Annotated in this window: 12 protein-coding genes and 2 tRNA genes; 8 read left to right on the plus strand and 6 right to left on the minus strand. The window is 70.0% G+C overall.

What is annotated here, in order from left to right:
* Positions 1-75: 75 nt before the first annotated feature.
* Positions 76-966 carry a helix-turn-helix transcriptional regulator gene (locus tag AC1PK7_RS07600; RefSeq protein ID WP_481100376.1) on the plus strand — a complete coding sequence of 297 codons (891 nt, stop codon included), beginning with the start codon at positions 76-78 and terminating at the stop codon, positions 964-966.
* 56 nt (positions 967-1022) lie between these two features.
* Here AC1PK7_RS07600 and parC read toward each other — a convergent pair whose 3' ends face one another.
* Entirely contained in the window at positions 1023-3266 is a 2244-nt protein-coding gene (gene parC / locus AC1PK7_RS07605) for a DNA topoisomerase IV subunit A (RefSeq protein WP_481100377.1), read from the minus strand.
* A 57-nt stretch (positions 3267-3323) separates the two neighbouring features.
* Positions 3324-4208 carry an AraC family transcriptional regulator gene (locus tag AC1PK7_RS07610; RefSeq protein WP_481100378.1) on the minus strand — a complete coding sequence of 295 codons (885 nt, stop codon included), beginning with the start codon at positions 4206-4208 and terminating at the stop codon, positions 3324-3326.
* Between the two features lie 141 nt (positions 4209-4349).
* On the opposite strand from AC1PK7_RS07610, the gene AC1PK7_RS07615 reads away from it, so the two are divergent.
* The 5 genes from AC1PK7_RS07615 to AC1PK7_RS07635 all read left to right on the plus strand — a co-directional run bounded on the left by AC1PK7_RS07615 (position 4350) and on the right by AC1PK7_RS07635 (position 10804).
* Positions 4350-4799 carry a MarR family winged helix-turn-helix transcriptional regulator gene (locus AC1PK7_RS07615; RefSeq protein ID WP_209029804.1) on the plus strand — a complete coding sequence of 150 codons (450 nt, stop codon included), beginning with the start codon at positions 4350-4352 and terminating at the stop codon, positions 4797-4799.
* Positions 4800-4809: 10 nt separating this feature from the next.
* Entirely contained in the window at positions 4810-6294 is a 1485-nt protein-coding gene (locus tag AC1PK7_RS07620) for an efflux transporter outer membrane subunit (RefSeq protein ID WP_481100379.1), read from the plus strand.
* Positions 6295-6304: 10 nt separating this feature from the next.
* Positions 6305-7486 (plus strand): multidrug transporter, encoded by a 1182-nt coding sequence (locus tag AC1PK7_RS07625; protein ID WP_481100380.1) that lies wholly within the window; start codon positions 6305-6307, stop codon positions 7484-7486.
* 8 nt (positions 7487-7494) lie between these two features.
* The gene (locus AC1PK7_RS07630) at positions 7495-9072 is read left to right on the plus strand and encodes a DHA2 family efflux MFS transporter permease subunit (protein ID WP_041500323.1); all 1578 of its coding nucleotides are present in this window, start codon (positions 7495-7497) and stop codon (positions 9070-9072) included.
* 199 nt (positions 9073-9271) lie between these two features.
* Positions 9272-10804: a GDSL-type esterase/lipase family protein gene (locus AC1PK7_RS07635; RefSeq protein ID WP_481100381.1), complete on the plus strand. Its 1533-nt coding sequence runs from the start codon at positions 9272-9274 to the stop codon at positions 10802-10804.
* Positions 10805-10975: 171 nt separating this feature from the next.
* Here the strand turns inward: AC1PK7_RS07635 and AC1PK7_RS07640 are convergent, their stop codons facing one another.
* Entirely contained in the window at positions 10976-11323 is a 348-nt protein-coding gene (locus AC1PK7_RS07640) for a helix-turn-helix domain-containing protein (RefSeq protein WP_029562242.1), read from the minus strand.
* A 251-nt stretch (positions 11324-11574) separates the two neighbouring features.
* On the opposite strand from AC1PK7_RS07640, the gene AC1PK7_RS07645 reads away from it, so the two are divergent.
* A complete protein-coding gene (locus AC1PK7_RS07645) occupies positions 11575-11772 on the plus strand; it encodes a hypothetical protein (protein ID WP_010343993.1) in 198 nt (65 codons plus the stop codon).
* Between the two features lie 74 nt (positions 11773-11846).
* On the opposite strand, the gene AC1PK7_RS07650 is transcribed toward AC1PK7_RS07645, so the two are convergent.
* From AC1PK7_RS07650 to AC1PK7_RS07660, 3 genes are all read right to left on the minus strand, one after another.
* Positions 11847-11931 (minus strand) — tRNA-Leu (locus AC1PK7_RS07650).
* Positions 11932-12123: 192 nt separating this feature from the next.
* Positions 12124-13542, minus strand: coding sequence for a HEAT repeat domain-containing protein (locus tag AC1PK7_RS07655; protein ID WP_481100382.1), 1419 nt, complete (start codon positions 13540-13542; stop codon positions 12124-12126).
* Between the two features lie 236 nt (positions 13543-13778).
* Complete coding sequence (locus tag AC1PK7_RS07660) at positions 13779-14228, minus strand: VirK family protein (protein WP_481100383.1); 450 nt, start codon at positions 14226-14228, stop codon at positions 13779-13781.
* 317 nt (positions 14229-14545) lie between these two features.
* Here AC1PK7_RS07660 and AC1PK7_RS07665 point away from each other — a divergent pair.
* A tRNA-Leu gene (locus tag AC1PK7_RS07665) sits at positions 14546-14630 on the plus strand.
* Positions 14631-14740: the final 110 nt, after the last annotated feature.

A 14740-nucleotide genomic window follows, 5' to 3' on the forward strand; every position in this document is an offset into this window, starting at 1 on the left:
CGAGCGACTCTCCGGCATCGGCGTATCCCGTTAAAGTAGTGACGTCATCGTAGTAAAGCGACTAACAGGCTCGCCATGCATTCCGATCCAGCCCATTCCCTGGGCGACTTCCTGCGCAGCCGGCGGACCCGGCTCGATCCTGCCAGCTTCGGCTTCTCCGGCCGTCGGCGCACGCCGGGCCTGCGCCGCGAGGAAGTCGCGCAGCGCGCCAACATCAGCCCGACCTGGTACACCTGGCTGGAACAGGGGCGTGGGGGCGCGCCGTCGGCGCAGGTGCTGGAGCGCATCGCCGGCGCGCTGCTGCTGACCGAGGCCGAACGCGACCACCTGTTCATGGTCGCGCTGGGGCGCCAGCCGGAGGTGCGCTACCGCGCGGTGGCGGGGGTCGACCCGCGGTTGCAGCGCGTCCTCGATGCGCTGGAAACCAGTCCGGCCATCGTCAAGACGCCGACCTGGGACGTGGTGGCCTGGAATCGCGCGGCGGCGGTGGTGCTGACCGACTACGGCCAGCTTCCCGTCGGCGAGCGCAACATCCTGCGCTTCCTGTTCTGTCATCCCGCCACGCGTGCCAAGCAGCACGATTGGGCGAGGGTGGCACGCTTCGTGGTGGGCGCGTTTCGTGCCGACGTGGTGCGTGCGGGCATCGCGTCGGACGCGGCGGCCCTGGTGACCGAACTGTGCGCGCGCAGCGCCGAGTTCGCGGCCCTGTGGCACGACCACGAGGTGTTGAGCCATGGCGAGGGCGATGGCGAAAAGCGTCTCAGGCATCCGCTGCTCGGCGAGATCGCGCTGGAGTACTCGGCCTTCGCCGTCGATGGCCGGCCGGACCTGGGCATGATCGTCTACACGCCCGTCGATGCCGGCGTGGCCGCGCGGATTCGCGCGCTGGCGACCGCGCAGGGTGCGGCCGAGGGCGCGCGGATCGATGCGGCGCCGGTATCCGTGCGACCTGGCGAAACGACTTAGAGAAGCGGTGCGGATGCGGTCGCGCCGTCCTCTGGGCCTTGCCTGCGAGGCGGTGCTTACTCCACCGCCAGATCGTCGACCTTCTGCCAGCCGCGCGGCAGCAATCCGCCGCGGCTGGCGCGGGCGCCGAGGTAGGCGTCCAGGTCCTTGAACGACAGCGACATGGTGCGCTGGCCGCTCTTGACCAGCAGCGTGTTGCCCGGCGCCACCGCGGCGATCGCCACCACCCGTTCGGTGCTGAGCTTGGCCTTGGGGATGTCGATGATCTTGTTGCCCTTGCCCTTGTCCAGCTCGGGCAGGTCGGCGACCGGGAACGCCAGCAGGTGGCCGGCGCTGGTGACCGCGACGATGCGGTCGCTGCCGGCGCCGCTCACCGGCGCGGGCGGCAGCACCTTGGCGTTCGGGGTCAGGTTGAGCATGGCCTTGCCGGCCTTGTTGCGGCTGGTCAGGTTCTCGAAGCGGGTGACGAAGCCGTAGCCGTGCGAGGACGCCAGCACCAGGCGGCTGTCGTTCTCGCCGCTGGCGATGGCCTGGAACGATGCACCGGCCGCGGGCGAGAAGCGCCCGGTCAGCGGCTCGCCGTTGCCGCGCGCCGAGGGCAGGGTGTGGACCAGGGTCGAATAGGCGCGGCCTTCCGAATCCAGGAACGCCACCTGCTGCGTGCTGCGTGCGCGCACCGCCGCCAGCAGGCCGTCGCCGTCGCGGTAGGACAGCGCCGCCGGGTCCACGTCGTGGCCCTTGGCCGCACGGATCCAGCCCTTCTCCGACATCACCACGGTCATCGGCTCGCTCGGCACCAGCTCGGTCTCGTCGATGGCCTGGGCCGCGCCGCGCTGCACCAACGGCGAACGCCGCGCATCGCCGAACTTCTTGGCGTCGGCCATCAGCTCGTCCTTGATCAGCTTCTTCAGCTTGGTCTTGCTGGCCAGCACCGCCTGCAGCTGCTCGCGTTCCTTGGCCAGCGCGTCCTGCTCGCCGCGGATCTTCATCTCTTCCAGCCGCGCCAGCTGGCGCAGGCGCGTTTCCAGGATGTAGTCGGCCTGTTCCTCGCTGAGCGCGAAGCGCGCGATCAGCGCCGGCTTCGGCTCGTCCTCGGTGCGGATGATGCGGATCACTTCGTCCAGGTTGAGGAACGCGGTCAGCAACCCTTCCAACAGGTGCAGGCGGCGCTCGACCTTCTCCAGCCGGTGGTTGAGGCGGCGCACCACGGTGTCGCTGCGGAAGCGCAGCCATTCCTCCAGCAGGGTCTTGAGGTTCTTGACCTGCGGGCGGCCGTCCAGGCCGATCACGTTGAGGTTGACCCGGTAGCTGCGCTCCAGGTCGGTGGTGGCGAACAGGTGACCCATCAGCTGCTCGGCGTCGACCCGGTTGGAGCGCGGCACCAGCACCACCCGCACCGGGTTGGCGTGGTCGGACTCGTCGCGGATGTCTTCCAGCCACGGCAGCTTCTTGGCGCGCATCTGCTGGGCGATCTGCTCGATCACCTTGGACGGCGACACCTGGTAGGGCAGCGCCGTGACCACGATGTTGGCGTTTTCCTTCTGGTAGGTGGCGCGGGCGCGCACGCTGCCATGGCCGGTTTCGTAAATGGTGCGCAGGTCGGCGGCCGGGGTGATGATCTCGGCGGTGGTCGGGTAGTCCGGGCCGCGCACGTGCTCGCACAGGTCGGCGACGCTGGCATCGGGGTCGTCGAGCAGGCGGATCAGCGCGCTGACGATCTCGTTGAGGTTGTGCGGCGGCACGTCGGTGGCCATGCCCACGGCGATGCCGGTGGTGCCGTTGAGCAGCAGGTGCGGCAGCCGCGCCGGCATCCAGGTCGGCTCGTCCAGGGTGCCGTCGAAGTTCGGCGACCAGTCCACCGTGCCCTGGCCGAGTTCGCCCAGCAGCACTTCGGCGATCGGGGTCAGCTTGGACTCGGTGTAGCGCATCGCCGCGAACGACTTCGGGTCGTCGGTGGAGCCGAAGTTGCCCTGGCCTTCGATCAGCGGGTAGCGGTAGGAGAACGGCTGCGCCATCAGCACCAGCGCTTCGTAGCAGGCGCTGTCGCCGTGCGGATGGTATTTGCCGATCACGTCGCCGACGGTGCGCGCGGACTTCTTCGGCTTGGCCGTCGCGTTCAGGCCCAGCTCGCTCATCGCATAGATGATGCGCCGCTGCACCGGCTTGAGTCCGTCGCCGAGGAACGGCAGGGCGCGGTCCAGCACCACGTACATGGAGTAGTCGAGGTAGGCGCGTTCGGCGTATTCGCGCAGCGGCAGCTGTTCGAAACCATGGAAGGCGGGGCGGGCGAGATCGGTCATGCGCGGGAAGTACCTGTAGGGGAACGCGGCGCCAGGCGCCGCAGGTCAGCCGGTCGATTATCCGGATGCGGCTGGCGATGCCAAGCCGCGCGTGCCACCGGCGCTGGCCAGGTAACGGGCCGGAGGATGGCCGAAGCGGCCGCGGAAGGCGGTGACGAAGGCGCTGGGGCTGCTGTAGCCCAGGCGGAAGGCGGTGTCGGCGACGCTGGCGCCGTCGCTGAGCCGGCGCAGCGCCTCGGCCAGCCGCGCCTGCTGGCGCCAGCCGGCGAAGCCGAACCCGGTCTCGTCGCGGAAGTGCCGGCTCAGGCTGCGCGGCGACAGCCCGGCCCAGTGCGCCCACTGCGCCAGCGAGCGGTCGTCGGCCGGGGTTTCCAGCAACTGGGTGGCGATGCGCAGCAGGCGCCGGTCGCGCGGCATCGGCAGGTGCAGGTGCTCGACCGGGGCGTTGCGCACCTCGTCCAGCAGCACGGCGCACAGGCGCTGCTGCTCGGCCTGCAGTTCCTGCGGCACGCCCCACTGGGTCATCCGCCGCAGCACTTCCCGGAACAGGCCGTTCATGCCGATCACGCAGGTCCGCGGCGGCAGGTCGGCGCAGACGTCGGGGCGGAGCAGCACCAGGTAGCTGCGCACCCGCCCGGACACCTGCACCGTGTGCAGTTCCTGCGGCGGCATCCAGCCGGCGCAGCCCGGCGGCAGCGACCATTGGCCGTGGGCGGTACGCGTGCCCAGCACGCCGTCCTCCACGTAGATCAACTGGCCGCGCAGGTGGCGGTGCCAGTCCACCTCGCGCCGCAGCGACACCGGCGAATGCGCCAGGAACGCGACCGCTGGCGGCCCGTCAGCGCGTTCGAACCACTCCAGGGCGCGCGGGTCCAGGGCACTGTCGGATCCATTCTCGACCGGGGAGTGCACGGCGTGGGTTGGCGCGATTTCGATATCCATTGTCTCGATTGTAATACCGAGCCAGGCCTGGCCGCCGCTACAGTGCGCTCGCCGTCAGCGTTCCTCCGCTGCAACGCAGCATCTAATTTCCATGGGGATATTTTCTTGACATATATTTCTAAATGAAAATAATAGGCGCCCATGAACTGCGCTCCCTCCCTGCCTGGCCCGCCCTCGTTCGGCCTGCTCCTGCGCCAGGTGCGTGACGGCCTGATGCGCCGCCTCGACCAGGCCATGACCGGGTTGGAGCCGGACCTGGGCTTCAGCCACTACCTCGGCATGAAGGCCCTGGCCTACATGGCGCCATGCACCGCCAACGAACTGGCCCAGGCCATCGACCAGAACCCCAGCGCGGTGACGCGCCTGCTGGACAAGCTGGAAGACCTGGGCTGGGTGCGCCGCGAGGCGCATGCGCAGGACCGCCGCGCGCTGCAGATCGTGCTCACCGACGACGGCCGCGCGCTGTGGCAGCAACTCAAGCAGCGCGGCGACGACGCCATCGCCGACGCGCTGCGCGATCTGTCCGCAGAAGAGCGCGAGCAGCTGTTCTCGTTGTTGGCCCGCGTCCGCGACTCCCTCAATTCGCACTGAACCCGCCCACATGACTCTGTCTTCTTCTCCTTCCCGCCTGCGTCCATTCGCGGTCGCGGCCCTCACCCTGGCGCTGGCGGCCTGCGCCAGCAGCCGTGGCCTGGAACCGCAGGGGCGCCGACTCGATGCCGACCGCCAGCTGCACATCGACAAGACCCTGGCCGCCGACGCACTGGCGCCGGCGCCGTGGCCGCAGCAGGACTGGTGGAAGGCGCTGGGCGATCCGCAGCTCGACGCGCTGATCGCCGAGGCCCTGCAGGGCACGCCCAGCCTGGACGCCGCCGATGCGCGGCTGCGCCTGGCGCAGGCACAGGCCGGCGCCGCCGATGCCGACCGCGGCGCCAAGCTGTCGCTGTCGGCCGGCTACACCGGCCTGCAACTGCCCAAGGGCCTGGTCGGCGACGAGATCGGCGGCAAGTACATCCACAACGAACAGGCCCTGCTGGACTTCAGCTACGGCTTCGACCTGTGGGGCGGCAAGCGCGCCTCGTGGGAGGCGGCGGTGGACCAGGCGCATGCGGCCGAGGTCGACGCGCAGGCCGCGCGCCTGGACCTGTCGGCCGGCGTCGCCCGCGCTTACGCGCAGTTGGGCTACGCCTGGCATCTGTACGACCTGGCCGGCGCCGAACTGGCGCGCTCGGAGAACAGCCTGAAGCTGGTGCGGCAGCGCCGCGATGCCGGCATCGACAGCAACCTGCAACTGCGCCAGGCCGAGGCGCGGGTGCCGGCGGCGCGCCAGCAGCAGGCGGCGGCGCAGCAGCAGGTCGACGAAGCGCGTACCGCGCTGGCGGCCTTGCTCGGCCGGGGCCCGGACCGCGGGCTGCAGATCGAGCGGCCGCGCCTGCTCGACCCGCAGGCCGCGCGGGTGCCGTCGGTGCTGCCCAGCGACCTGCTCGGCCGCCGACCCGACGTGGTCGCCGCGCGCTGGCGCGTGGAAGCCGCCTCGCAGGGCATCCATGCGGCCAAGGCGCAGTTCTATCCCAGCATCAACCTGAGCCTGCTGGGCGGCGTCGCCGCCACCAACCCCGGCGACCTGTTCAAGAGTTCCTCGGTGCTGGGCCTGCTCAGCCCCGGCGTGAGCCTGCCGCTGTTCGACAGCGGACGGCTGCGCAGCCAGTTGGCCGAGCGCGACGCGCAGTACGACCTGGCGGTGGCCAACTACAACCAGACCCTGGTGGCGGCGCTGCGCGAGGTGGCCGACCAGGTCAACGCGGCGCGTTCGCTGGCCGAGCAGGCGCAGCAGCAGGCGCAGGCGCTGGAGACGGCGCAGGCCGCCTTCGACCTGTCGCAGCAGCGCTACCGCGCCGGCATCGGCAACTACCTGGACGTGCTCAGCGCGCAGCAGCAGTTGCTCGACGCGCAACAGCGGCTGGCGTCCCTGCAAGCCAACCAGATCCTGGTCTCGGTGCGCCTGAATCAGGCGCTGGGCGGCGGCTACGACGCCACCTCCGCCGCCGACGCGCCGAGCTCTTCTTCCGCACCTTCGCATTCCTGAGATCGCTGCAATGAATCAGACAACGACCCCCGCTTCCTCCGCTCCCGCCTCCAGCCGGCGCGGCAAGCTGCTGCGCGGCCTGGCCGTGGTAGTGGTGCTGGTGCTGATCGCGCTGGCGATCTGGTACTTCCTGGTCGGCCGCTGGCACGAGGACACCGACGACGCCTACGTGCAGGGCAACCTGGTGCAGATCACCCCGATGGTGGCCGGCACCGTGGTGCGCATCGACGCCGACGACGGCATGCGCGTGGAGCGCGGCCAGCCGCTGGTCAAGCTCGACCCGGCCGACACCGAGGTCGCGCTGCAGCAGGCCGAGGCCAATCTGGCGCGCACCGTGCGCCAGGTGCGCGGTCTGTACCGCTCGGTCGAGGGCGCCCAGGCCGAACTGTCCGCGCAGCAGGTGACCCTGCAGCGCGCCCGCGCCGACGTCGCCCGCCGCGCCAGCCTGGTCGCCACCGGCGCGATCTCCGCCGAAGAGCTGGCGCATGCCCGCGACCAGCTGGCCGCCGCCGAGGCCGCGGTCAGCGGCTCGCGCGAGACCCTGGCGCGCAACCGCGCCTTGATCGACGAGAACGGCGTGGCCGACCAGCCCGACGTGCAGGCGGCCGCCGCGCAGGTGCGTCAGGCCTTCCTCAACAACGCCCGCAGCGCCATCGTCGCGCCGGTGTCCGGCTACGTGGCGCGGCGCTCGGTGCAGGTCGGCCAGCGCGTGCAGCCCGGCACCGCGCTGATGGCGGTGGTGCCGCTGAACCAGGTGTGGGTGGACGCCAACTTCAAGGAAACCCAGCTCAAGCACATGCGCCTGGGCCAGCCGGTGGAACTGGAGTCGGATGTGTACGGCAGCGCGGTGACCTACCGCGGCACCGTGCAGAGCCTCGGCATCGGCACCGGCAGCGCGTTCTCGCTGCTGCCGGCGCAGAACGCCAGCGGCAACTGGATCAAGATCGTGCAGCGCGTGCCGGTGCGCATCGCCATCGACGCCAAGCAACTGGAGCAGCACCCGCTGCGCATCGGCCTGTCGATGAAGGCCGACGTCAACCTGCATGACCAGAACGGCGGGGTGCTGCCGACCAAGCCGGCCAGCGGCGCGCTGCTGGATACCGACGTCTATGCGCAGCAACTGCAGCAGGCCGACGCGGCCGTGAAGCAGATCATCCACGCCAACCTGCCCGACGCCGCCAAGGCGAACTGAGCCCGGTCATGTCCAACCAAGCTGCCGCTCCCGCCGCGCCCGGGGCTCCGGGCGCACCGGCCGCCGGGTTCCGCCCGGCCAGTGTGGCGTTGTGCACGGTGGGCCTGGCGATGGCCTCGTTCATGCAGGTGCTCGACACCACCATCGCCAACGTGTCGCTGCCCACCATCGCCGGCAACCTCGGCGCCAGTTCGCAGCAGGCCACCTGGGTCATCACCTCGTTCGCGGTCAGCAACGCCATCGCGCTGCCGCTGACCGGCTTCCTCAGCCGCCGCTTCGGCGAGACCAAGCTGTTCGTGTGGGCCACGCTGGCCTTCACCGCGGCCTCGCTGCTGTGCGGCCTGGCCCAGAGCATGGGCATGCTGGTGGTGTCGCGCGCGCTGCAGGGCTTCGTCTGCGGCCCGATGTACCCGATCACCCAGAGCCTGCTGGTGTCGATCTATCCGCGCGAGAAACGCGGCCAGGCGCTGGCGCTGCTGGCGATGATCACCGTGGTCGCGCCCATTGCCGGGCCGATCCTCGGCGGCTGGATCACCGACAACTACAGCTGGGAATGGATCTTCCTGATCAACGTGCCGCTGGGCATCATCGCCGCGACCGTGGTCGGCTCGCAGTTGCGCGACCGTCCCGAGCCGACCGAGCGCCCGCGCATGGACTACGTCGGCCTGATCACCCTGATCATCGGCGTGGGCTGCCTGCAGGTGGTGCTGGACCTGGGCAACGACGAGGACTGGTTCAACTCGACCAAGATCGTCGTGCTGGCCGCGATCTCGGCGGTGGCGCTGGCGGTGTTCCTGATCTGGGAACTGACCGACAAGGATCCGATCGTCGACCTGCGCCTGTTCCGCCACCGCAACTTCCGCGCCGGCACCATGGCGCTGATCGTGGCCTATGCGGCGTTCTTCAGCGTGTCGCTGCTGATCCCGCAGTGGCTGCAGCGTGACATGGGCTACACCGCGATCTGGGCCGGCCTGGCCACCGCGCCGATCGGCATCCTGCCGGTGATCATGACCCCGTTCGTCGGCAAGTACGCCTCGCGCTTCGACCTGCGGCTGCTGGCCAGCATCGCCTTCATCTTCATGGCCACCACCAGCTTCATGCGCTCGGACTTCAACCTGCAGGTGGATTTCCCGCACGTGGCCGGGGTGCAGTTGCTGATGGGCGTGGGCGTGGCGCTGTTCTTCATGCCGGTGCTGCAGATCCTGCTGTCGGACCTGGACGGGCGCGAGATCGCCGCCGGTTCCGGCCTGGCCACGTTCCTGCGCACGCTGGGCGGCAGCTTCGCCGCCTCGCTGACCACCTACCTGTGGGCCAAGCGCACGCAGCTGCACCATGCGCACCTGACCGAACACATCTCCACCTACACGCCGGGCATGCAGGAACAGGTGCAGATGATGGGCAACGGCAGCCTGCAGAACGGCGCGGCGTTGCTCAACAACACCATCAACCACCAGGCCTCGCAGATGGGCTTCAACGACATCTTCTACCTGCTGGGCTGGACCTTCCTCGGGATCATCTTCTTCCTGTGGCTGGCCAAGCCGCCGTTCGGCGGCGGTGGCGGCGCGGCGGCCGCCGGCGGCCACTGAGGCAGCGACGGCCGGCGACGTCGTTCGCCGGCCGGTCATGCAGTGTGGTCTTTGTGCGGCGGCGTGTCGTCCGGGCACGCCGCCGCGTCGCGGCAGCGCGACCCGCGTGCCCGGCGTCGCGCTCCGGTGTCGCGCCACTTGCCGCCGCTGCGGCCCGCGCACCAGAATCGGCGCTCCGCAGGCTTCGGCAGCCCCGCCCATGCAGCGTCTTCTCCGCGCCCTCGGCGCCCGCTTCGTCACCGCGTCTGCAGGCGCGATCGTCTTCGCGCTGCTGTGTCTCGGCGCGCCTCCGGCGCATGCGCAGGCCGCGTCGCCGCCGGCCGCCTCGCCAGTGCCGGTGACCCCGGCCGACCGTCTGCACGAGGCCTGGTGGGCCGAGCGCCACCAGCAGGTGCTGGCGCAGGTGCGTGCGCAGCCGGAGGCGCCGCTGCTGCTGATCGGCGATTCGATCACCCAGAACTACGAAAAGGCGCAGGCGCCGGACCAGGACTTCCAGTCGACCTGGCAGACCTTCTACGGCAGCCGCGGCGCGCTCAACCTCGGCTTCAGCGGCGACGCCACCGAGCACGTGCTGTGGCGCCTGCAGCACGGCGAAGTCGACGGCCTGCGGCCCAAGGTCGCCCTGGTGCTGATCGGCACCAACAACACCGGCCACGAGGGGCAGGGCGCGGCGGACACGGTGCGCGGCATCGAGGCGGTGGTCGCCACGCTGGAGCAGCGCCTGCCGCATACGCGCATCCTGTTGCTGGGCCTGCTGCCGAGTGCGCTGTCGGCGCAGAAGAGCGCACGCGATGCCGAGGTCAATCGCGCACTGGCGGTGCGCTACGGCGACAACCCGCGGGTGACGTACCTGGACATCGGCACCGTCTTCCAGCGCGCGGACGGCACGCTGGAACAGGGCCTGTTCTACGATCCGCGGCAGCGGCCGGGCAGCGGTGCGCTGCACCCGGATACGCGCGGGCAGCGGCGCATGGCCGAGGCCATCGAGCCGACCCTGGCGCGGCTGCTCGACGACGCGCCACGGGTGCCGCTGGACGCGATGACCGACGTCGACACCGCGCGCATCGCGGTGCCCTGGCTGGAGCAGGATTCCTACGACTGGTACGGCCGCCACCATGCCGCGCTGGATGCCGCCCGCCAGCTGCAGCCGCAGGTGGTGATGCTCGGCGACTCGATCACCCATTTCTGGGCGGGCGCACCACAGGCGATCCGGGTGAACGGCGCGCAGGCCTGGCAGCGCACCTTCGGCGGCGCGCGCGTGCTGAACCTGGGCTTCGGCTGGGACCGCACCCAGAACGTGCTGTGGCGGCTGCGCCAGGGCGAGGTCGACGGCCTGGCACCGCGCTGGGTGGTGATCAACCTCGGCACCAACAATCTCACCGGCACCGAGCATGCGCGCGCCAACTCGCCGCAGGAGACCGCAGACGGCGTCGCCGCGGTGGTCGCCGAGGTCCGGCGACGCCTGCCGCGCAGTCGGATCGTGCTGATGGGCATCTTCCCGCGCGGCTTCGCCGCCGATGCGCCGCAGCGCGCGCCGATCCTGCAGACCAACCGTCTGCTGGCCGCGCGCTTCGGTCACGATCCGCAGGTGCGCTGGCTCGACATCGGCGCGCGGTTCCTGCAGCCGGACGGCACGCTGCCGGCGGCGCTGATGCCGGACAGCACCCATCCCAGCGAAGCCGGCTACCGCATCTGGGGCGACGCCTTGCGCGAGATCGGCGTCGGCGGCTGAAGCTCGCGTCGAACGACGCGCTTTTGCTGCCGCTCGGCGGCAGATGTCATTGCTCAGGTAGGAGCGGCTTCAGCCGCGACCAGGCACTACCGACCAGCCTCGTCGCGGCTGAAGCCGCTCCTGCGCGTGGCTTTCCGGCATTACGCGAGGGCCACGGCCGCGAGCGCGACCTCAGCCGCTGCTGGGCTTGAGCAGTTGCAGTACCGCTTCGCGGTGGCCCGGCGGCGCGTTGCGATAGCGCGCCAGCAATGCGCGTTCCTGCGCATCCTGCGCCAGCAACGGATAGTCGGAAGGCAGGTCCTGCACGCGCTTGCCCGGGCCCACGCCGCACACCAGCTCGTCGAGCGAGCGGTTCAGCACGCTGCGCAGCGTCGGCAGCAGGCGGAAGCTGGGCGTTTCGCGGTCGTTCTCCCAGGCCGAGACCGACGACTTGGTGACGTCCAGCGCGAAGCCCAACTGCTCCTGGGTGAGCCCTGCGGCTCTTCTGGCTTCGCGCAAGCGCTCGCCGAAGCTATTCATCGCGGTGGGCCTCGGGGGACGGCGGGCCTACCAAGATATGGAGCATCCGCCGGCTTGTCGTACAGCTGTGCTTGACTCGAATTGTTCGGAAATACAATACTCACGCGGTGCGGAACGCACGGACGCGCGAGGATGCGCATGCAGCACAAGGACGTCATGGACACGAGGGTGTCGGCACCGCGGTGCGCCGCCGCGCTGTGTCGGCCGATAGCGGCACGACACGGCGCCCGCCGGTGCGTGGGGGAGGGCGCATGGCCACCTACGAAGTGAGACTCCGGCGCGTCGCGCAACTGGAGCCGTCCTTGCAGGTGCTGGTACATGCCGCCAATGCCTACCTGGCCGCGCGTGCGGCCGAGCGCCACAACCCGGGCTACCGTGCCTACAAGGTGGCGGTGTGGGTGAAGGGCGTGCGTGTGGACATCGGTCCGTTGCGTCCGCCGCAGCGCTGAGCGTCGCGGCCTGCATGCAGCCAACAAAAAACCCGCCGAAGCGGGTTTTGAGATCATGCTCGACCTGTCGGTCGTGGTGCCCAGGAGAGGACTCGAACCTCCACGGTTTTACCCGCTAGTACCTGAAACTAGTGCGTCTACCAATTCCGCCACCTGGGCAACTCAGAACGAGAATTCTGCGCGTGGCGGCGGACACTGTCAAGCGCTTTGTCGTGCCAATTCGGCCGGCAGGGATGAACCCTTGACGGCGCTCGCCCCGGATCACAGCACCCCGCCGATGCGCGACGCCGCAGCGCGCGTCTCGTGCGATGGCTGCGCGTGCGTGCGCCTCGGCAGGACGCAACCGACGTCTCAATAGCGCAGCACGGCTGCCCGGATCTTCGTTGCACGCGGCTCGGGCAGGTCGGCAGTGCGCTCGGTGATGGCGTCCAGCAGCGCGCGCTTGCGTTGCTCGCCCAATGGCGTATAGGTGTCGCTTCGGTCGATCCAGTCGTCGATTGCCAGCAGCCACCAGTGACGGTCCGCTTCGCGCACGTGCAGTACCAGCAGCTGCGTCAGACCGTCCCAGAGGCTGCGCATGCGCATGAGCCTGTGCAGCCGCGCGCGGCAAGCGGCGTCCGTCGCTGCATCGCCAAGGACGTGCAGGATCAGCGCAGCGTCGAGCGTCACCGCGCTGTTGCGGATGGCGTCGTTCAATGTCTCCATAACCCTGCCGCCACCCAGTTGCAGGAGCCGGCTGATGGTATCCGGGGGAATCGGTTGCCCGAGGCGCAACAGGCCCTTCAGTGCCTGCTGGCGCACGCTCGCGCGCGTGGCGAGCAGACGCAGGCGCAGGCGCGCCGCGTCTTCGGGCTCGGCGTCTTCGGCAAGCGATGCGAGGGCGCCGATCTGGGCGTCCTGGCTGTCCTGGTCCAGTGCCGCGCGCCATGCGATGCGCGGGTCGGTGCCTTGTTCCCGCGTGAGATAGGCCGCAAGGCGGCGGACGCCGGACGCGCGATCCAGCAGGGCGCGCGGCAGCGCAGTGGCGGCGGTCGCCGGGTCCGCCGACGCAAGTGCGTGCAGACATTCCCGGCGCACGGCCGGGTGCGGCGCATGCAATCCGGCCGCGGCGATCGCCGCGATGGATGCCGCATCGAGCGTCGCCTGGGCATGGCGCAGCGCATGCAGACCGATGCGCGGGTCTTGCTGCATGAGCGCCTGCCCGTGCAGCCGGGTGTTTCCGCATTCGATCGACGCCCTGTAGGCCCAGGCGCGCAGCGCCGGATCCGTGGACGCACGCGCCCGCTGAAGTAGAGCGTCGTTGGACGGGGCCAGCATCCAGCCTTCCACGCTCGCTTCGAGCCATCCGTCGGATGCGCGCTCCCATCGCTGCAGCCGCAGGACCAGCGGCCACGCGTCCAGCACCGCATCGGCGCTGCAGCCGTCCAGCAGTCGCTGGACCGCCTCGCGCGCGGCGAAGCGCACTTGCGGTACCCAGTCGGCGGATCGCAACAGCGCAGCGACCAGGCTCAGATAGCAAGGGAACTGGCCGAGATTCCAGACCGCCTTCTGCCGTTCCCGGCCATCCGGATGCGCGCATGCCAGGAACAGCAACGACTGCCGCGCGTCCTCGCGCATCGGACACATCAGGATGCTCCGCAGCGTGTCGGCCGACCACGTTGCGTAGGCAGCGCTGGTCCAGGCACGCAGCTGTTGGTCGATGATCGCCAGGCCGTTCGCGCTGGTCGTAGGCAGGAACGTCTCCGTGACCTCGGGGCGACGGTTGCCCATCAGTGGAGCTAGCGCCTGCAGCAGGAGCTGCGGCAGTCCGGCGCACGCCGTGGCAGGCGTGGGTGGCTGTTTGGAGGTCCGGAACAGGGCGGCCACCAGGGACGGAAGCGAGGCAGGAAGTCTCGCACCGGTGGAGACGGCTGCCAAGTTCACGGGCCGCCCCGGAGATGAGGCGGCCCGCGTGTCTGCGGCAGGCATCCTCCAGACGCCTGTGCAGCGGCTGCTGACCGCGCGGGTCAGTAACCGACGTTGAAGCGCAGGCCCTGGTTGATCGCGCAGCGATAGCCGAGGGTGCTGCCGGTCTGTTGGTAGCTGGGCAGGGCGAACACGAACATGGTGAAGTCGATGCTGTTGTCCGGATGCACCTGGTAGCGCAGGAACTGCTGGATCGGCTTGCCGTCGCGGCCGACGGTGACGTGGTCGTCGGCGAAGGACAGGGTGCCGTCGGCGGTGACGCGGTAGGCGCCGATGCGCAGGCCGCCGCGGGTCTGGCTGGGCGTGGCGCCGCCGGAGGTGGGCGTGCACTGGCTCAGGTCGATCGCCACGGCGACTGAGGCACCGCTGTCCAGGGCGCGCTGGATCTCGGTGAGGGAATTGAGCGTGGCGTCGTCGGCGCCGGCGGCGGAGGCGCTGGTGGCGCTGGCAAACAGGGCGGCGGCGAGCAGGGAGGCGGACAGGCTGTGCATGGGGATGCTCCGGAGCGTGGGGGAGGGCGACGGATTGCCGGATGCAAACTAGCGGGGCGCCGATCCGGGTCAACCGACAAAATCGCGAACTTCCGTTGCCGTCACGCCGGTTCTTCGAAGCGGGTCCGCTTATGACAGCGCCGTGTCGGAATCCGCGTTGCACCTGCGGTTTTCCGCCGACTGCGTGCGCCGCCGACGCGCGCGGGGCGTGGCTGCTTGTCCGGTGGGGGCGTGGCATCGGCGCAGGCGATCGCGAGCGAATGCGAAATAGGCGTTGACAAGGTCGCGCGGGCACCGCAGAATTCGCGGCCTTCAGCGCCCAGGTGGCGGAATTGGTAGACGCACTAGTTTCAGGTACTAGCGGGTAAAACCGTGGAGGTTCGAGTCCTCTCCTGGGCACCAAAAGCAAGACTGCGAGAGCGCTGAACTCTCGCACCGACCGGCCCGCTGACGCGGGCTTCGTCGTTTCTGGGGGCACGCTCGCGGGGCTCGCACCGCCCGGTTCGGGTGGT

The sequence above is a fragment of the Xanthomonas sp. NCPPB 3174 genome (assembly GCF_056725205.1).